The sequence below is a fragment of the Xanthomonas sp. LMC-A-07 genome (genome assembly GCF_030208825.1).
Classification (GTDB): domain Bacteria; phylum Pseudomonadota; class Gammaproteobacteria; order Xanthomonadales; family Xanthomonadaceae; genus Xanthomonas; species Xanthomonas campestris.
The window spans coordinates 214,033-231,409 of the sequence record NZ_JARVTF010000005.1 but is presented as its reverse complement, the minus strand read 5'-3'; the positions used below and the strand labels follow the sequence as shown (position 1 = coordinate 231,409).

General features: G+C 64.3%; 16 protein-coding genes and 3 tRNA genes. 8 read left to right on the top strand and 11 right to left on the bottom strand.

The window, feature by feature from the left end:
* Positions 1–52: 52 nt before the first annotated feature.
* The 4 genes from alaS (at position 53) to QRM89_RS03905 (ending at position 6,238) form a co-directional block, all read left to right on the top strand.
* Complete coding sequence (gene alaS / locus QRM89_RS03920; RefSeq protein ID WP_285447328.1) at positions 53–2,701, top strand: alanine--tRNA ligase; 2,649 nt, start codon at positions 53–55, stop codon at positions 2,699–2,701.
* 141 nt (positions 2,702–2,842) lie between these two features.
* A complete protein-coding gene (csrA, locus tag QRM89_RS03915) occupies positions 2,843–3,055 on the top strand; it encodes a carbon storage regulator CsrA (RefSeq protein WP_042598908.1) in 213 nt (70 codons plus the stop codon).
* Positions 3,056–3,140: 85 nt separating this feature from the next.
* Positions 3,141–3,233: transfer RNA gene (locus QRM89_RS03910), tRNA-Ser, on the top strand.
* Between the two features lie 1,037 nt (positions 3,234–4,270).
* The gene (locus tag QRM89_RS03905; RefSeq protein ID WP_285447327.1) at positions 4,271–6,238 is read left to right on the top strand and encodes a methyl-accepting chemotaxis protein; all 1,968 of its coding nucleotides are present in this window, start codon (positions 4,271–4,273) and stop codon (positions 6,236–6,238) included.
* 679 nt (positions 6,239–6,917) lie between these two features.
* On the opposite strand, the gene QRM89_RS03900 is transcribed toward QRM89_RS03905, so the two are convergent.
* Complete coding sequence (locus tag QRM89_RS03900) at positions 6,918–7,619, bottom strand: pirin family protein (RefSeq protein WP_115555845.1); 702 nt, start codon at positions 7,617–7,619, stop codon at positions 6,918–6,920.
* Between the two features lie 137 nt (positions 7,620–7,756).
* Here QRM89_RS03900 and QRM89_RS03895 point away from each other — a divergent pair, with 137 nt between their 5' ends.
* Together QRM89_RS03895 and QRM89_RS03890 are read left to right on the top strand one after the other, a co-directional pair.
* Positions 7,757–8,701, top strand: a complete 945-nt coding sequence (locus QRM89_RS03895; RefSeq protein WP_285447326.1) for a LysR substrate-binding domain-containing protein — start codon at positions 7,757–7,759, stop codon at positions 8,699–8,701.
* A gap of 44 nt (positions 8,702–8,745) precedes the next feature.
* Positions 8,746–9,738, top strand: a complete 993-nt coding sequence (locus QRM89_RS03890; protein WP_076035903.1) for a DedA family protein/thiosulfate sulfurtransferase GlpE — start codon at positions 8,746–8,748, stop codon at positions 9,736–9,738.
* 64 nt (positions 9,739–9,802) lie between these two features.
* On the opposite strand, the gene QRM89_RS03885 is transcribed toward QRM89_RS03890, so the two are convergent.
* From QRM89_RS03885 to QRM89_RS03845, 9 genes are all read right to left on the bottom strand, one after another.
* A tRNA-Arg gene (locus QRM89_RS03885) sits at positions 9,803–9,879 on the bottom strand.
* 96 nt (positions 9,880–9,975) lie between these two features.
* Positions 9,976–10,052, bottom strand: a tRNA-Arg gene (locus QRM89_RS03880).
* 68 nt (positions 10,053–10,120) lie between these two features.
* Positions 10,121–10,972, bottom strand: coding sequence for an alpha/beta fold hydrolase (locus tag QRM89_RS03875; protein WP_285447325.1), 852 nt, complete (start codon positions 10,970–10,972; stop codon positions 10,121–10,123).
* Positions 10,963–11,778, bottom strand: coding sequence for a bifunctional hydroxymethylpyrimidine kinase/phosphomethylpyrimidine kinase (gene thiD / locus QRM89_RS03870; protein ID WP_192884176.1), 816 nt, complete (start codon positions 11,776–11,778; stop codon positions 10,963–10,965). The genes QRM89_RS03875 and thiD overlap by 10 nt, the downstream gene beginning before the upstream one ends.
* Positions 11,779–11,844: 66 nt before the next feature.
* Positions 11,845–12,324, bottom strand: coding sequence for a hypothetical protein (locus tag QRM89_RS03865; RefSeq protein ID WP_285447324.1), 480 nt, complete (start codon positions 12,322–12,324; stop codon positions 11,845–11,847).
* Positions 12,324–13,721, bottom strand: a complete 1,398-nt coding sequence (locus tag QRM89_RS03860) for a PhoH family protein (protein ID WP_011036911.1) — start codon at positions 13,719–13,721, stop codon at positions 12,324–12,326. Before QRM89_RS03860 ends, QRM89_RS03865 begins: the two co-directional genes overlap by 1 nt.
* A gap of 82 nt (positions 13,722–13,803) precedes the next feature.
* A complete protein-coding gene (locus tag QRM89_RS03855) occupies positions 13,804–14,286 on the bottom strand; it encodes a peroxiredoxin (RefSeq protein ID WP_042598916.1) in 483 nt (160 codons plus the stop codon).
* Positions 14,287–14,324: 38 nt separating this feature from the next.
* Positions 14,325–14,675: a ribonuclease E inhibitor RraB gene (locus QRM89_RS03850; protein ID WP_016945239.1), complete on the bottom strand. Its 351-nt coding sequence runs from the start codon at positions 14,673–14,675 to the stop codon at positions 14,325–14,327.
* A 13-nt stretch (positions 14,676–14,688) separates the two neighbouring features.
* Positions 14,689–15,315 carry a glycine cleavage system protein R gene (locus QRM89_RS03845; RefSeq protein ID WP_011036914.1) on the bottom strand — a complete coding sequence of 209 codons (627 nt, stop codon included), beginning with the start codon at positions 15,313–15,315 and terminating at the stop codon, positions 14,689–14,691.
* Between the two features lie 92 nt (positions 15,316–15,407).
* Here QRM89_RS03845 and dapA point away from each other — a divergent pair, with 92 nt between their 5' ends.
* Positions 15,408–16,316, top strand: a complete 909-nt coding sequence (dapA, locus tag QRM89_RS03840; RefSeq protein ID WP_119959792.1) for a 4-hydroxy-tetrahydrodipicolinate synthase — start codon at positions 15,408–15,410, stop codon at positions 16,314–16,316.
* Between the two features lie 16 nt (positions 16,317–16,332).
* The gene (locus QRM89_RS03835) at positions 16,333–16,851 is read left to right on the top strand and encodes a hypothetical protein (RefSeq protein ID WP_012438549.1); all 519 of its coding nucleotides are present in this window, start codon (positions 16,333–16,335) and stop codon (positions 16,849–16,851) included.
* A 76-nt stretch (positions 16,852–16,927) separates the two neighbouring features.
* On the opposite strand, the gene fdxA is transcribed toward QRM89_RS03835, so the two are convergent.
* A complete protein-coding gene (fdxA, locus tag QRM89_RS03830; protein ID WP_011036917.1) occupies positions 16,928–17,251 on the bottom strand; it encodes a ferredoxin FdxA in 324 nt (107 codons plus the stop codon).
* Positions 17,252–17,377: the final 126 nt, after the last annotated feature.

Sequence of the window (17,377 nt, the reverse complement as noted above, 5' to 3'; positions counted from 1 at the left end):
GCGCCCACATCTCATGGGGTGACCGGGACCACCGCCCGCCCAATGCCAGCCCATGAACGCACCTGCCAAATTCAGCACTTCCCAGATCCGTAGTGACTTCCTCGCGTTCTTCGAGGGGAAGGGCCACACCATCGTGCCATCCGCGCCGCTGGTGCCGGGCAACGACCCGACCTTGCTGTTCACCAATTCCGGCATGGTCCAGTTCAAGGATGTCTTCCTTGGTGCGGAAAAGCGCAGCTACGTGCGTGCCGCGGACGTGCAGCGCTGCCTGCGTGCCGGTGGCAAGCACAACGATCTGGATTCGGTGGGCTACACCGCGCGCCACCACACCTTCTTCGAGATGCTGGGCAACTGGTCGTTCGGTGACTATTTCAAGAAAGATGCCATTGCCTGGGCGTGGGAGCTGCTGACGCAGGTCTGGAAGCTTCCGGCTGATCGCTTGCTGGTCACGGTGTACCACACCGACGAAGAAGCCTTTGAACTCTGGCGCGACATGATCGGCATCCCGGAAAGCCGCATCGTGCGCATCGGCGACAATAAGGGCGCGCCGTATGCCTCGGACAACTTCTGGCAGATGGCCGACACCGGTCCCTGCGGTCCGTGTACCGAAATTTTCTTCGATCATGGCGATCACATCGCCGGTGGCCCGCCGGGTTCGCCCGATGAAGATGGCGACCGCTTCATCGAAATCTGGAACCTGGTGTTCATGCAGTTCGATCGCCAGCCAGACGGCACCTTGGTGCCGTTGCCGGCCCCGTGCGTGGATACCGGCATGGGTCTGGAGCGGCTGGCCGCCATCCTGCAGCACGTGCACACCAATTACGAAATCGACGTCTTCCAGGCGCTGATCGGTAAGGCCAGCGCGCTGACCGGCATTGCGGATCTGGAAAACAAGTCGCTGCGGGTGATCGCCGATCACATCCGCGCCTGTTCGTTCCTGATCGTGGATGGCGTGTTGCCGTCCAACGAAGGGCGTGGCTATGTGCTGCGCCGGATCATCCGTCGCGCGTTGCGGCATGGCTGGATGCTGGGCGTCCGCCAGCCGTTCTTCAGCAAGATGGTGCCCACGCTGGTCGGGCTGATGGGCGAGGCCTATCCCGAGCTGGTGGTCGCGCAGGAGACCGTGGCGCGTGCGTTGCTGGCCGAGGAAGAACGGTTTGCCGAGACGCTCGACGCCGGCATGAAGATCTTCGATGACGTCGCGTCGCGCTCGCAGGAGATCATTCCGGGCGCGGATGCGTTCCGTCTTTACGACACCTACGGCTTCCCGGTCGATCTCACCGCCGACATCGCACGTGAGCGCGGAATGCGCGTGGACATGGAGGGCTTCGAGTTCGCCATGGAGCGTCAGCGCGAAACCGCGCGCGCGGCAGGCAAGTTCGGTGGCGGCGTGGCGCTGCCTGCGGATCTGGTGGCCACCATGGCGCCGACCATGTTCCTCGGCTATGAAGCCCAGGACGCGGATGCGCTGAAGGTCGTCGCGCTGCTCAAGCAGGGGCGGCCGGTGGACCATGCCGAGGCCGGTGATGAGGTCATCGTGTTCACCGATCGCACGCCGTTCTACGCCGAATCTGGCGGCCAGGTCGGCGACAGCGGTCAGCTCAGCGGCACGGACGTCAGCATTGAGGTCGCCGACACACAAAAGTTCGCCGGCCAATTCCATGGGCATGTCGGACGTATCGCGGAGGGCGCGCTGAAACTTGGCGACGTGCTGTCCGGTGGTATCGATGTGCAGCGTCGTGGCAAGACCATCCTCAACCACTCGGCCACGCATCTGCTGCATGCCGCGTTGCGCGAGGTGCTGGGGACCCACGTGCAGCAAAAGGGCTCGCTGGTGGCGCCGGATCGCCTGCGCTTCGACTTCTCGCATTTCCAGCCGATCACTGCGGAAGAACTCGCAGTGATAGAGCGCAAGGTCAATGCGGAAGTGCGCACCAACCACAGCGTTGAAGTGCACAACATGGCCATGCAGGAGGCCCTGGACTTCGGTGCGATGGCGCTGTTTGGCGAAAAGTATGGCGAGCGCGTGCGCGTGCTCAAGATGGGCGGCTATTCGACCGAACTGTGCGGCGGCACCCATGTCAGCCGCACCGGTGACATCGGCTTGTTCAAGATCACCTCTGAAGGCGGCGTCTCTTCCGGCGTGCGCCGCATCGAAGCGGTGACAGGGCAGGGCGCACTGGACTACGTTGCTGAAGAGGAGCGTCGTCTGGGTGAGGCCGCAAGCCTGCTCGGCGGTAACAGCACCGAGATCGTCGACAAGGTGCGGGCGCTGACCGATCGCCAGAAGCGCCTGGAGCGCGAGCTGGAGTCGCTCAAAGCCAAGCTTGCATCCGGCGCGACCGCCGACCTCGGCGCCAGCGCGGTGGACGTGGCAGGCGTCAAGGTGATTGCGGTGCGCCTGGAGGGATTCGACGCCAAGGCGTTGCGCGAGGCCATGGATCGCCTGAAACAACAATTGGGCGACTCGGTGATCGTGCTGGCCGGCGCTGCAGGCGGCAAGGTCGCCCTGGTGGCCGGCGTGAACGGTAGCCCAACTGGCAAGGTGAAGGCAGGGGAACTCCTCGGCCATATCGCCAGTCAGATCGGGGGCAAGGGCGGTGGCCGTCCGGATCTCGCCCAGGGTGGTGGCGAGGACGGGCCCGCCCTTGCGACTGCGCTCCAAGGCGTGCCCTCCTGGGTCAAGCAACACTTGGGCTGAACACTTGTCCTGCCAAGCCTTGCTGGCTGGCAGGATGTCCCGCTACCATTTCTGGTCTTTATCCCCTTTACCTAGGGCGCGTCTCATTCAGGAGGCCGTCGATGCTGGTGGGATACCCGCCAGTTCCAGGAGATTTGCAAAATGTTGATCCTCACTCGCCGAGTAGGCGAAACCCTGATGATCGGCGACTCGGTCACCGTGACCGTGCTCGGCGTCAAGGGAAATCAGGTGCGCATTGGCATTACCGCGCCTAAGGATGTTGCCGTGCATCGCGAAGAAATCTATCAGCGCATCCAGCGCGGTGACGAGCCGGTTGCGTCCGGTGCGCATCACAACGACGATTCTTCGGACTGATCGATTCAAAAGGGTTTACGTTAGCCCCTCTTACCCGGTATTCTTCGCGGCCTGCCACGAGACACTGCGGCAGGATGCAAAAACTGGAGCGATGCCCGAGCGGCTGAAGGGGCTCCCCTGCTAAGGGAGTATAGGGTCAAAAACTCTATCGAGGGTTCGAATCCCTCTCGCTCCGCCAGTTCAAAAACACCCGCAAATCCCTGATTTGCGGGTGTTTTCTTTTGTGCGTTCGCCAAGTAGAAGATACTGCCCCACCTGCTCCGCGCGCTCGGATGCTCCGTATGGTTGCAGTGGTCAAGGTGATTGTCCAGGCGGGCGGCGCTACCCAACATCACACGTGCAGTGCGATCACTTGCAGGTGATGACCTTATCCACCCGCATGCAGTGTCTGAAGTCGCCTCGGCGCTACTTTCAGGTCTATGCAGGCATCTTGGAGTTGCGGATGGCGTGGTGTCGGCTGCTGTTGCCATGCATTGCTGTGCCGGTGTCGAACGGCATCAGCGCGTGCCGGCGTGCAATGCGGCTGTTCGCTGGGCCCTGGGTATGACCACGCATCGCCTGGCCTTGAGCGCAGGGCCGTTCCTTTTGGCTACATCCGGTGCTCGATCAGCTAAACAGCAAACGCAGCATCGTCAGGCGTTGCTTCTGCTGCACTTGCTCGCCGGCTGATATGGCTGAGATGCCTCCAATTGATGATGGTTTCGGTTTTTAGCGAAGGTCGCTTCGGAATTTCGGCGCAACAGTCTCTGCCCGCAGATTGAGGCTTCCAGCGCAGCTGGCACCGATTGGATGCGTTGCATGGTGGTCGCATCACAGGGTGCCGATGGTGTCTCAACCGCATCCGTGGCACATCACCGCGTCCGATGATCACGCGATCTATTTCCTTGGCGCCCACACAACGATAGTGCGATTGCCGGCTGATGTGGGTGCTTCGTCCTTGGAGCGATTTCATCGCGTTGCGAAGAGTGAACTCACAACGCCAGGGCGGCCTTTGCATGCGCGCCAGCCATGCAGGCCGTCGATGGATAGAAACAACTGATCGATAGGCGGTCGCGAGATAGCGCTACCTAAGCTTCTTCAGTGATGTGATCGGTCCAGAAGAGCCCGGTTTTCGCCTTAAATCATGCATAAACCTGCCTTCGTGCGCGCTCGGAAACGGTCAAGGATTCGATCGGTAAGCCGCTAAAGATGTGACCCACACCACGGAACGTTGGAATGCGCTTGCAGCCGCTTGTTGGACGTCTTACCTCTCTTTGGACCCGAGGGCTGCAGCACAAGGCCACCGCGATGGATCGGGTCATGGCCGTCATCGAGTTCGATCTGGAGGGCCGCATCCTGGATGCGAACCACAACTTCCTCGCCTTGATGGGCTATCGGCTGGAAGATGTGGTCGGCAAGCACCACCGCATGTTCGTGCACCCGAGCGAGCGCGACAGCGATGGGTACCGGCAGTTCTGGGACACGCTGCGGCGCGGCGACTTCCATGCCGGCCGCTATTGCCGCCTGGGCAACGGTGAGCGCGAGGTGTGGATCAACGCCTCCTATAACCCGCTGCTGGATCGCTCCGGTAAGCCGTATCGTGTGGTGAAGTACGCCACCGACATCACCGCGCAGGTGCGCCAGACCGCCGATTTCGAAGGCCGCATCGATGCGATCGACAAGGTGATGGCGGTGATCGAGTTTTCGCTGGATGGCACGGTGCTCGATGCCAATGCCAATTTTCTTGAGGTCATGGGCTACCGGCTGGACGAAATCCGTGGCCAGCACCACCGCCTGTTTGTCGAACCGGCGCAGCGGCAGTCGGCCGAATACCGCGTGTTCTGGGAAAAGCTCGGGCGTGGCGAATTCGATGCCGGGCGCTACAAGCGCGTGGGCAGGGACGGGCGTGAGGTCTGGATCCAGGCCTCCTACAACCCGGTGCTGGACGAGCGTGGGCGCCCTTACAAGGTCATCAAGTACGCCACCGACATCACGCGCCAGGTGGTGGAATCCGCCGATGCGGACGGCCGGATCCAGGCGATTGCCAAGGTGATGGGCGTGATCGAGTTCGACCTGGATGGCCGGGTACTGAGCGCCAATGACAACTTTCTGGCGATTCTCGGTTACCGCGCCGACGAGGCGATCGGCAAGCATCACAGCGTGTTCGTCGATGCTGCCTACAGCGCCTCGGAAGACTACCGTCAGTTCTGGGCCAAGCTGGCGCGCGGGCAGTTCGATGCGGGCCGGTATCGGCGCCTGCGCAAGGATGGCAGCACGGCCTGGATCCAGGCCTCCTACAACCCGATCCTGGATGTATCCGGGCGCCCATACAAAGTGGTGAAGTACGCCACCGACGTCACCGACCAGGTGCGCTCGGCCGAGCGTATGCGCGATCTGGTGCGGCAAACCATGGGCATCGCGCAGAACGTGCAGCGCGAGGCGCACCATATTTCGGCAAGCAATCAGGAATTGGTGAGCCGTGCGGCCAGCCAGTCCGATGCCGTGCAGCAGACCTCCACCAGCATCGAGCAACTGGCCGAGACGGTGCGCGCCAATTCGGAAAACGCCGGCGCTGCGCAACACATGGCCGAAGAGTCAGCCACTGTGGCGCGCAAGGGCGCGCACGTCATTGCCGAGGTCGTGCAAACCACTTCCAGCATTCGCAAGGCGACCGACCGCATCGGCCAGATCATCGAGGTGATCGACGGCATTGCCTTCCAGACCAACATCCTGGCGCTCAACGCGGCGGTGGAAGCTGCGCGTGCAGGCGAGCAGGGCAGGGGCTTTGCCGTGGTGGCGACCGAGGTGCGCAGCCTGGCGCAGCGCTGCAGCGTGTCTGCGCGCGAAATTCGCTCACTGATCGAAGACGCCACCAATCAGGTGGGCGATGGCTCACGCCTGGCCGAGCAGGCCGGCAAGGTGATGCAGGACATGGTCACCTCGGTGTTAAAGGTGACCGCGACCGTGGAGCAGATCGCCGCAGCCAGCCAGGTGCAGGCGCAGGATATTTCCACTGCCAATCAGGCGCTGCAGTCGATCGGTGTGCAGGCGCGTGATCAAGCGCAGATGGTCGACGATCTGGCGCGCTCTGCGCGTGTGCTGGAGGCCGATGCGGACGCGCTGTTCGCGCTGGTCAATGGCGACGAGGTCGGTCAGCCGCCGCAGGATACGCCCGCGGTGGAGGTGCTGGCACGGCGTGCGTGATGCGTGGCGGGCGTTGCTTGTGGGCGCTGACGGGTTTGCTTGCGCATAGGCTTGCGTGCCGGTGGTTGGATGAAGCGCGTGTGCTGGAGCAGTTGCAAGTGCGCTCGTTCTGCTGATCGACCGGTGTGCTCAGTGCTTGGCTAGCGAGTGATGCAACGCGCCGTGTGTGCAGCGCCGCGGCAGTGCGCTGTGCTCGTCGCCGTGTGGCGCGTGTGGTGCGATTTGTCCTAGTGGTGCAGACCTGAAGCGCCCAAATTGCAGGGCAAGCCTGCGCGAAGTGCACGCATGTATCTGCTGCCGTTCGCGGCGTGCCGCGGAATGATTCTCGAATAGCCGTGCGTTGATTCGGATTGCTTGTATCGCATCAAATCGCGGCAATTTCACTGCGCTTTGCCGTGTCGTCGCGCGGCTGATTACTGCAAGAAGCGCATTCCCGGCGGTTCTATCGCCGCTATCGCCGCCAGGCAGGCAAGGCTGCAGCGCAAAGGTGCGGCTCCGCGGCATGACACGGTGCCTACGCCACCTGTCATTCAATCAAGCAGGCATGTTCTAACGCCTGCTGCAGTCGAGGCAGCCGATGCCACAACAAAAACCCGCCAGTCGGCGGGTTTTTGCATTACTGGTGCGCAATCGCCGTGCACGTGACTCCGATGCATCAAGGCCACGCACTGCCAACCACTCACTGCGGCAGGTCGAACACCAGCACTTCGGCATCACGGGCATCGGCCAGCACGATCTCCGGCTCGCCCGTTACCTGCAAGGCATCACCGGCCGACAGCACCTGGCCGTTGACGGTCAGGCTGCCGCGCGCCACTTGCACGTAGCCGAGGCGGCCCTGGGCCAGCGGGTGCTGCAGGCGGCCTTCGCCGTCCAGGATGGTGGCGTACAGGCGCGCATCCTGGTGCAGCTTCAGCGAGCCACCGTCGCCGTCGGGCGAGGCGATCAGGCGCAAGGTGTTGCGCTTGCTGTCGGCGTCGAAATGCTTTTCTTCGTAGCTGGGCTCGATGCCGTTGCGCTCGGGCATCACCCAGATCTGCAGGAAGTGCACCGGGTCGCTGGCCGAGTGGTTGAACTCGCTGTGGGTGACGCCGCTGCCGGCGCTCATGCGCTGCACATCGCCGTAATGCAGGACCGATCCGGTGCCCATGCTGTCCTTGTGCTCCAGTGCGCCGTCCAGCACGTAGGAAATGATCTCCATGTCGCGGTGGGCATGCGTACCGAAACCTTCGCCCGCCTTTACCTTGTCTTCGTTGATCACGCGCAGCGGGCCGATGCCCATGTGGCGGGGATCGTGGTAGCTGGCGAAGGAGAAGGTATGGCGCGAGGACAGCCAGCCGTGCTCGGCGCGGCCACGGGTTTCGCTCTTGCGGACAGTCAACATGGTACTTCTCCTTGGAAAGATTCGAATGAGGCGGAAGGTGCGTTTTGCTTGCCCGTCCCGTTGATGCGTAGTTTGGAGAGGTGCCCCGGGTAAAAAAAGCGAGTAGATTTGACTGCTACCATCGAAAAAATCGAACAATGAAAATCAGCCTGGATGCGTTGCAGATCCTGGACGCGATCGACCGCCGTGGCTCCTTCACCGCTGCGGCGAAGGTGTTGTTCAAGGTGCCGTCAACGATTTCCTACACGGTCGCCAAGCTGGAGGAGGATCTGGGCGTGCAGTTGTTCGAGCGCGTTGGCCCCAAGGCCACGCCAACGCAGGCCGGCCGCGAGCTGTTACGTGAGGGGCGGCAATTGCTGCGCGCGGCGCAGGAGCTGGAAGTGCGGGTGCGGCGGGTCGCCTCCGGCTGGGAGTCGGAGTTCGCCATTGGCCTGGACGCGGTCCTGCCGGCGTCATTGCTGCTGCCGCAACTGCTGGACTTCTATTGCATCGCCGACAGCACCCGGTTGCGCGTGGTGAGCGAGTCGCTCTCCGGCAGCTGGGAGGCGTTGCTGGATCGACGCGTGGATCTGGTGGTTGCTGCTGGCGAGGGGCCGAGCGGTGGCGGTTATGTGGCCGAGCCGATCGGCTCGCTGCGGTTCGTGTTTGCAGTGGCCGCTACGCACCCGCTGGTGGACGCCGGAGTGCTGGGCGTGGCGGAGCTGGCCGAGCATCGCGCGATCGCGGCAGCGGACTCTGCGCGCCGGCTGCTGCCACGCACGGTGGGGCTGCTCTCCGGCCGCGACGTGCTCACCGTGCCTGACATGCAAACCAAATTGCAGCTGCAGTTGGCCGGGGCCGGCTATGGTTTCCTGCCCGAGCCGTACGCGCGCGGCGCATTGCAGGCCGGCGCCCTGCGCGCGCTTGCGGTGGAAACGCACAAGCCGGACGAGACGTTCTACCTGGCGTGGCGTCCGGGCGAGGAGGGCGAGGCGCTAAGTTGGTGGCGGCAGGCGCTGCGCAGCGAGGGGTTATTTGCGCGCTGGCTGGAGCAGCTGGCCGAAACGTATCGTTCCGTCCCCACCGGGCAGCCAGTAGCGTAGCGATAGGCGGATAATGGCCGCTCGCCGTCGCGCCAGGGTGTCGCATGCAAGGCTTGATCGAACAGTACGGATTGGCGCTGGTGTTCGCCAACGTGCTGGCGTTGTCGCTCGGTCTGCCGGTGCCGGCCATGCCGACCCTGGTACTGGTGGGCGCCGGCTATGCCTTGCACGGCGGCAGCGCCGCGTGGAGTGCCGCGCTGGCAGCACTGGCTGTTTCCGTATTCGCCAGCGTGCTGGGCGATCTGGTCTGGTATCTGGCCGGGCGCCGGTTCGGCAATCGCACCTTGCAGTCGCTGTGCCGGCTGTCGCTGTCGCGCGATACCTGCATGAAGAAGACCGAGCGTTTCTTCGGGCGCTGGGGCGTACGCGTGCTGGCGGTGGCCAAGTTCGTGCCTGGCCTGTCAATGGTGTCGGTGCCGATGGCGGGCGCGATGCAGGTGCGGCCAGGAGCATTCCTGCGCTACGACGCGTTTGGCGCGTTGCTGTGGGCCGCGGTGGGGCTTGGGTTGGGCGCGCTGTTCGCCGATCAGGTGCAGGACGTGCTGCACTTTCTCTCCACCCTGGGCTCGGGCGCCGTGCTGGTGGTGGCGTTGCTGTTGGCCGGTTATGTCGGCTGGCGCTGGTGGCGCCGCCATACGCTGCTGCGCTCGCTGGAGACCGCGCGCATTGCGGTCGAAGAGTTGGTGCCGATGCTCGCCGCCGACGAAGCGATGCGGCCGGCGGTGCTGGATATCCGCGCGCAGGGCTTTCGCGATCTGCAGCCGTACACGATTCCCGGTGCGGTGTTCGCCGATGAGCGCGAGCTGGCGCAGATCCTGGCAACGGTGCCGCGCGATCGCAGCGTGGTGATCTATTGCGCCTGCCCGGATGAAGTGTCCGCCGCCTGGTTGGCTGGGCGCTTGCGCGAGCGCGGGTATCGCGATGTGCGTCCGCTACTGGGTGGGCTGGATGCCTGGCGCGATGCGGGGCATCCGGTGGTGTCACTGGTGCCATTGGCCGCGCTTGCGCCGACCGGCGAAGCAGGCGCACTGGCCTGACGCACGGTCCACTGGATCTGATGGGCAAAAAAAACGACCAGCAAGCTGGTCGTTTTTCCAAGAATGGTGCGCCCGGAGAGATTCGAACTCCCGACCGCCTGGTTCGTAGCCAGGTACTCTATCCAACTGAGCTACGGGCGCATGTCTTGTTTGAGTGGTGCAGATCCGCCGCAATGCGATCGAACCTTTGTAACTAAAAAGACAGCGGTTGAAGGCTGTCTTATGTTGTTCTGAAGATGGTGCGCCCGGAGAGATTCGAACTCCCGACCGCCTGGTTCGTAGCCAGGTACTCTATCCAACTGAGCTACGGGCGCCTCGTCAGGAGCGGAATTATGCGGATGCCTGGCGCGTGCGTCAATCCCTTTGTGACGATCCTGTGGCGCTATCGATCGTGCAGCGACGTGCGTAATGCAGCGGCGACCGCGATGGGTGCGCGCATCCACGCGAAATGATCGCTGCGCACGCCCAGCGTTGCGTTGTCGAGCAGGCGCAGCGTCGCGGGCGCCTGCGGCATCTTGGCGCAAAGCGCGTGCAGCGCTGTAGCGGGGCCGAAGCGATCGTGTGCGAACACCACACCGTCGACCGGGCAGGTGACACTGGCCAGTGCCTGCTCCAGATCCCACGGTGCGCCCGCAGCGCGGTAGCGATTGCTGCGGCCGACGCGCGCCCAGTCGGCGATCAGGCTGCGCGCTTCGGTCCCCGCAAAGCGGAGCCGCCGCCCGTGCAGCACGCCTTGCACACGTGCCAGCCATGGCAGGAACCGGTACGCCAATGGCAGCCCATAACGCAGCGGTGACGGAAAGTTGCGCCAGTACGGCGAGCCGCTGGCGACCAGCCACAGGCGCGTCGCATTGCCCGGATGCAACGCGGCATGGCAGCAGGCCAGTTGCCCACCCAGGCTGTGGCCGCCCAGCAGCCGTGGCAGCGGCGGTGACTGCGCAGCGACAATGGCCTGGCTGGCCGGCAGATCATGTTCAAGCAGGGTGCGAAACCCCCAATCGTGGTGACGCGATGCACGCAAGGTGCTGCTGCCGTTGCCACGCCATTCGTGCACGAAGACCGCAATGCCGCGCTCGGCCAATGCCTGCGCGAAGGGCGCGTAATGCCGGGCCGCCACGCCCAATGCAGGTAACCACAACAGGCTGGCGATCGGCTGCGCAGGCGCGTAGTGCAGCAGCTGCCAGCCGTGCCCATCCGCCGCGGTGGCCGTATGTGCGGCGTTGATCAGTCCCATGCGTGCGGCGCGGCACCGAAGTGATCCAGCACCACTACATCGCTCTGGCCCGGACGCTGGCCGTTGGCAATTGCACGGGCCACATAATCGATCGCGGCCTCGCAGGCGTTGAGCAACGACAGGCCCTGACACAACTGCGCGGCAATGGCGGCAGAGAGGGTGCAGCCGGTGCCGTGTGCGTCCAGTTCCAGGCGCGGATGCATGAAGATTTCCTGCGCAACGCCGTCGTCGAACCGATCGATCACGCGCGTGCCTTCGCGCAAATGCCCGCCCTTGAGTAGCACGGCGTTGGCGCCCAGCTCCAGCAACGTAGCGGTCGCATGGTCGGCGGCATCGGGGGTGTCGATACGGCGGCCGGTGAGCAATTCGGCCTCGGGCGTATTGGGCGTGATCAAGCTCGCCAGCGGCAACAGGCGAGTGCGCAGTGCGTCCAATGCGGCGTCTTCGAGCAAACGCGCACCGCTGGTGGCCACCATCACCGGGTCGAGCACCACAAATGGCGGACGGTACTGTTCGAGCAGGTCGGCCACGCAGTGGATGACCTCGGCATTGGCCAGCATGCCGAGCTTGACCGCCTGGATCTGGAAATCGGCAAAGCAGGCATCGACCTGGGCGCGCAGGAATGCCAGGGGCGGCACGTGCACGGCGGTGACACCACGGGTGTGTTGCGCGGTCAGCGCGGTAATGGCGGACAGGCCGTGCACGCGATGCGCGGCGAAGGTCTTCAGGTCGGCCTGGATGCCGGCACCACCGCCGGAATCCGAACCGGCGATGGTCAATGCGGACAGCGTGCTGGGCGTGGTCATGCGGCGATTCTGCACTGCCGCGGCGCGACTGTGCAGACTCCCTTCAACGCGTTGCGCAGTGATCGATCAGGCGTCGCCGTTGATGGCGATTTCCGAAAACGCGCCGGTTTGCGGGTCGTACAACGCGCCCCAGAAGGCAGCGCCGCCATCACAGGCACCCACTGCGGTCGTGGCCGGTTTCAGTGATGGGCTGTCGGGCAGCTTGAACGCGTTGATGTAGATCAGCTCACGCCCATCGACGACCACGCCCACGTATTGCCGGTCGAAGTCACGCGGCTCGGCGATGGTGGGGGTGAGTGCGTCCTGGCGCGATTCCAGCAGTTCGATCTGCTGATGCGTCGGCGCCCAGTAGCCGGTGATCCTGCCCGGTTGGCGTGCCGGGCTGTCGCGCGAGCAGGTGTCCAGCACCTGATCGGCGATGGTCTGACGTGTGATCACCCACGACTGGCCGCTTTTCAGGTTGGTCGGCACGCTGGCCGGCTGCGTGGTTGCGCAGCCAGCCAGGGTGAGCAACGTCAGCGCCGCAGCGCTGCGCAGCGTGGGCATCACAGCACCTCCGAAGCGAAGTCGGCCAGCCGCGAACGCTCGCCGCGCCGCAGCGTGATGTGCGCGCTATGCGGCCAGGCCTTGAAGCGATCCACCGCGTAGGTGAGGCCCGAGGTGGTTTCGGTGAGGTAGGGCGTGTCGATCTGTTCGACGTTGCCCAGGCACACGATCTTGGTGCCGGGGCCGGCACGGGTGATCAGCGTCTTCATCTGCTTGGGCGTGAGGTTTTGCGCCTCATCCAGGATCAGATAACGCGACAGGAACGTGCGCCCACGCATGAAGTTCATCGAGCGGATCTTGATGCGGCTGGCGAGCAGGTCGTTGGTGGCCGCGCGGCCCCATGAGCCGCCGTCCTGGTTGTGGGTGAGCACTTCCAGGTTGTCGGTGAGCGCGCCCATCCACGGGGTCATCTTTTCTTCTTCGGTGCCTGGCAGGAAGCCGATGTCTTCGCCCACGCTCACCGTCGCGCGGGTCATGATGATCTCGCGGTAACGCTGCTGGTCCATCGTCTGCGCCAGGCCCGCGGCCAGCGCGAGCAGCGTCTTGCCGGTGCCGGCGGTGCCGAGCAGGGTGACGAAATCGATCTCCGGGTCCATCAGCGCATTGAGTGCGAAGTTCTGCTCGCGGTTGCGCGCGGCAATGCCCCAGACCGCATGCTGGGTGTGGCGGAAGTCATCCACCAGGCACAGCGTGGCCTTGCCGCCGCCGACCTTGGCCACGCGCAGTTCCACTTCGTCTTCGCCCGGCAGATACAGGTACTGATTGGGATACCAGTCTTCGTCGTCGGCCAGCACGATCTCGTAATGGGTGCGTCCGCGCTCGTTCCAGCTGCGCAGGTCCTCGTTGTGCTTTTGCCAGAAGTCTTCCGGCAGCTCGATCGCGCCGGTGAACAGCAGGCTGAAATCGTCCAGCGCGCGATCGTTCTGGTAGTCCTCGGCAACCAGGCCGCTGATGTAGGCCTTGATGCGCAGGTTGATGTCCTTGGACACCAGGATCACCGGCACATCGGGGTTTTCTTCGCGCAGCGCCAGCACCGAGGCGAGGATCTTGTTGTCCGGCAGCATCGCGCCGAAGGTGCGACCCGGCTCGATCGGGTGGATCTGGAAATACAGCCGGCCGATCGCGGCCTGGCCCTTGAGCTGGATGCCCTGCGGATGACTCAGCAGGATGCCGGCCTGGATCTGCTCGGCGTTGGTGTTCTCCAGCAATTCGTCCAGGAAGCGGCTGACCTGGCGCGCGTTGCGGCTGACTTCGGAGGTGCCTTTCTTGGCGTTGTCGAGTTCTTCGATCACCTGCATCGGCAGGAAGACATCGTGTTCTTCGAATTTGAACAGCGCGGTGGGATCGTGCATCAGCACGTTGGTGTCCAGCACGTAGATGCGCTTGCCTCGGGTCATTGGGTCTTCCAAGTGATGGAGCAGGGGCGAGCCATCACGCCTGCGCAGGCAGGGTGATGGAGGACGCGGGAAACGAGGGGTGTCACTGTTTGGCGTGCGCCTTTACTGCAGCCAGCACGGCGTCGGCATGGCCGGCCACCTTGACCTTGCGCCATTCCTGCACGACCTGCCCCTCGGGCGACAGCAGAAAGGTGCTGCGCTCGATGCCGAGCACCTGCTTGCCGTACATGTTCTTTTCCTTGATCACGTCGAAGGCGCGGCACAGCGCTTCATCGCTGTCGCTGATCAACGGAAACGTAAAGCCTTGCTTGGCGCAGAAGTTGTCGTGCGACTTCACCGAGTCGCGCGAGACGCCCAGGATCTTGGCGCCGGCCTTGTCGAATTCCGGCAGCAGCGCGTTGAAGTCCAGGCCTTCGGTGGTGCAGCCGGGCGTGCTGTCCTTGGGGTAGAAGTAGATCACCAGCCAGTGGCCGGCATGGGCACGCAAGGTGGTCTGGGTGCCGCCGGACAGCGACAGCGGCAGATCGAAGGTTGCAGCGGGCAGTTCCAGTACAGCGTCGGTCATCGTTGCTCAGCCTGAAGGGGAGAGGCGGTCGGTACCGATCAGGCCGGCCCGACGTCCATCCCATCATAAGCAGCCACATGGAAACGTTTGGCGAGTGCGTCGAACGCGGCATTGCGCTGATTCAGCGTTTCCAGGGTGTGGTGTTCTAGTTTGTCCACATGCAGGAAGTACGACTCTTCGTCGTCACCATCGTCCTCGTCGCGTTCGCCGAGAAAGATATCGATGACGCGGTAGCCGTCCTTGGTCAGTTGCTCGGCCAGCTGCTGCAGCGGTTGCTGCGCCGGATCGGCAAAGAAGTATTCCCAACGCAACGGGCCGTCCAGGTTCCAGTCGGTTTCCGAGCGGATGTGGTCGAACATCTGTTTCAGCGCGGACATCGCGATGGCCATGCGAACTCCTGTCTTAAAACTTCATCGGGTCCATGATCGCGTCGAGATTGAGGTGATCACAGAATTCCAGGAAATCATCGCGCAAGGCTGCGATGTGCATGTTGGCCGGCACGCCGATGGTCACCTGCGCAGAGAACATCTCCGCACCGGTCTGCATCGCGCGGTAGCGGGTGCTCTGCAGGTTCTCGATGGTGATGCCCTGGCGGTCGAAGAAATCGGCCAGCTGGAACAGGATGCCGGGCTTGTCTGCGGCGATCACCTCGACGATATACGGCAGCAGATTGGATTGCGCCTGCTTGGGGCCGGTGCGGTACCACACCAGCTTCAGGCCTTCTTCGCGTTCGAGCCGCGTCAGCATGGCTTCGAGCTTGGCAACCGAGTCCCAGGAGCCGGTGGCCAGCGCGGTGACCGAGACATCGCGCCCGACGGTGGCCAGGCGGGCGTCCACGAGATTGCAGCCGCTGTCGGCGATGCGGCGGGTGACGGGCAACAGGGGGGACTCCGGATGCGTCGTGTAGGCGTTGATCAGGAGGTGGTTTTCGGTCGGCGAAGGCCGGGGAGTCGAGTCAGTCAAAGGGGCTTCCGGCATTGCATCAGGCTGAATGGCCGCCCGGGCAGGCGCCCTGGCGGTGACCAGCATACTTGCCCGTGCTTTCGCGCCGCAAGTAACATGCAGGCGGCCACAACCCGCGTGCGCGCGGGCCTTTCCTGTCACGTAAGAGCAGCAGAATCTTGTCCCTTTCCGGCATCATCACCGCGCTGGCGACCCCTTTCGGGCCGGACGGCGCACTCGACCTGGATGCCTGGCGGCGGCTGCTGGAGCAGCAGCTGCACGGCGGTGTCCAGGGAATCGTGGTTGCCGGCTCGACCGGCGAAGCGGCGGCACTGAGCGACGACGAGTACGACACGCTCGTGCGTGCGGCCGTGGCGCAGGTGGCCGGCCGTGTGCCGGTGCTGGCTGGCACCGGGCTCTCCGGTACCGCAAAGACCATTGCGCAGACCCGCCGTGCCGCCGCGCTGGGCGCGCAGTACGCGCTGGTGGTGACGCCGCCTTACGTGCGGCCCACTCAGGCCGGCCTGCTGGCGCACTTCCAGGCGGTTGCCGACAACGGCGGCCTGCCGGTGGTGCTGTACAACGTGCCGGGCCGTACCGGCTGCGACCTGCTGCCGGAAACGGTCGCCGCGCTGGTGAGCCACCCGAACATCGTTGGCATCAAGGAAGCGCGCAGCGAACCGGAGCGGATTGCCGCGCTGGTGGCCTTGCGCAGCGACAGCTTCGTGGTGCTCAGCGGTGACGACGGCAGCGCCGCGCAGTCAATGCTGGCCGGCGCGGACGGCCTGGTGTCGGTGGCGTCCAACGCGCTGCCGTCGGCCTACCGCCGGCTCTGCGATCTGGCCCGTACCGGTCAGCACGAGGCCGCCAATGCCTGGGACACGCGTCTGAGCGAGTACCACAGCTTTTGCGGCATCGAATCCAATCCCATCCCCGTCAAGGCGCTGCTGCAGCGCGCCGGGATCGGCCACGGCCTGCGCTTGCCGTTGCTGCCACTTTCCGCGGCCCATCAGCCGGCCGCCGACCGCCTTGCCGCCAACGCAATTGCGTTGGAAGCGCTTTCCAGCCGCGAAATGCTCGCGGCCTGACCCAGGAGATCTATCGATGCGTCATTCCGTTTCCCCCGTCCGCGTGCTCTCGCTCGCGTTGCTGGCGACCGCCACTGTCGCCGCCACGAGCGGCTGCAGCTGGTTTCACAAGGGCGCGCGCGGCGACTATGCGCTGGCCCCGGAGGCACGTCCGCTGGAAGTGCCGCCGGATCTGAACCTGCCCGACACCTCCGGTGCCATGAAGGTGCCGACGCTCGCGTCCACCACCCAGCAGAACGCCAACACCCCGCCGTCGGCCAGCGCCAACAGCGGCTTTACCGTGCCGGGCGAACGCGATGCGGTGTTTGCCAAGGTGGGCGACGCGCTGGCCGATATCCCGGGCCTGACCATCGCCAGCAAGGCGCAGATGCTGGGCTCCTACGACGTCACCTACGAGGGCGCCAGCTTCCTGGTGCGCGTGGTCAAGGTCGAAGCCGGCAGCTACGTCTCGGCGGTTGATCCGCGCGGCATGCCTGCCACCGCGGCGGCGCCGGTGGCGTTGATCGCCTCGCTGAAGGGCAAGTTGGGCGGCTGAGGCCGGTTGGCAGTGCAGACAGCAAAACGGGCGCTCAGGGCGCCCGTTTTGTATTTGCGGCCGGCGGCGCTACGGATCAGCGCTGCAGCAGCGGCAATTTGTCCGGCTTGCCGTCCCACTCGGCGGCGTCGGGCAGCGGCTCCTGGCGCACGGTCAACACCGGCCAGGCCTTGGCCAGCTCGGCGTTGAGGGCAACGAAGGCTTCCTGTCCCGCCGGCACGTCGTCCTCGGGATAGATCGCGTTGGCCGGGCATTCGGGCTCGCACAGGGTGCAATCGATGCACTCATCCGGGTCGATGACCAGAAAGTTCGGGCCTGCGTGGAAACAATCCACCGGACAGACTTCGACGCAGTCGGTGTATTTGCACTTGATGCAGTTTTCGGTGACAACAAAAGGCATGGCAACTTCCGGCGTTAAGCCGCGCAATTCTAAAGCAGTCGCGTGGTGGGTGTGCGGGTGAGGCGTGATCTTGCAGTGATTTGGCGGTGCGGGGGCGGTTGGCGGTGCTGCCGCCTCGCGCTTTGC

Coding starts and splice junctions, on each gene's coding strand:
- alaS (WP_285447328.1), top strand. CDS start 53: ATGAACGCACCTGCCAAATTCAGCACTTCCCAGATCCGTAGTGACTTC.
- csrA (WP_042598908.1), top strand. CDS start 2,843: ATGTTGATCCTCACTCGCCGAGTAGGCGAAACCCTGATGATCGGCGAC.
- QRM89_RS03905 (WP_285447327.1), top strand. CDS start 4,271: ATGCGCTTGCAGCCGCTTGTTGGACGTCTTACCTCTCTTTGGACCCGA.
- QRM89_RS03900 (WP_115555845.1), bottom strand. CDS start 7,619: ATGTTGACTGTCCGCAAGAGCGAAACCCGTGGCCGCGCCGAGCACGGC.
- QRM89_RS03895 (WP_285447326.1), top strand. CDS start 7,757: ATGAAAATCAGCCTGGATGCGTTGCAGATCCTGGACGCGATCGACCGC.
- QRM89_RS03890 (WP_076035903.1), top strand. CDS start 8,746: ATGCAAGGCTTGATCGAACAGTACGGATTGGCGCTGGTGTTCGCCAAC.
- QRM89_RS03875 (WP_285447325.1), bottom strand. CDS start 10,972: ATGGGACTGATCAACGCCGCACATACGGCCACCGCGGCGGATGGGCAC.
- thiD (WP_192884176.1), bottom strand. CDS start 11,778: ATGACCACGCCCAGCACGCTGTCCGCATTGACCATCGCCGGTTCGGAT.
- QRM89_RS03865 (WP_285447324.1), bottom strand. CDS start 12,324: ATGCCCACGCTGCGCAGCGCTGCGGCGCTGACGTTGCTCACCCTGGCT.
- QRM89_RS03860 (WP_011036911.1), bottom strand. CDS start 13,721: ATGACCCGAGGCAAGCGCATCTACGTGCTGGACACCAACGTGCTGATG.
- QRM89_RS03855 (WP_042598916.1), bottom strand. CDS start 14,286: ATGACCGACGCTGTACTGGAACTGCCCGCTGCAACCTTCGATCTGCCG.
- QRM89_RS03850 (WP_016945239.1), bottom strand. CDS start 14,675: ATGGCCATCGCGATGTCCGCGCTGAAACAGATGTTCGACCACATCCGC.
- QRM89_RS03845 (WP_011036914.1), bottom strand. CDS start 15,315: ATGCTGGTCACCGCCAGGGCGCCTGCCCGGGCGGCCATTCAGCCTGAT.
- QRM89_RS03835 (WP_012438549.1), top strand. CDS start 16,333: ATGCGTCATTCCGTTTCCCCCGTCCGCGTGCTCTCGCTCGCGTTGCTG.
- fdxA (WP_011036917.1), bottom strand. CDS start 17,251: ATGCCTTTTGTTGTCACCGAAAACTGCATCAAGTGCAAATACACCGAC.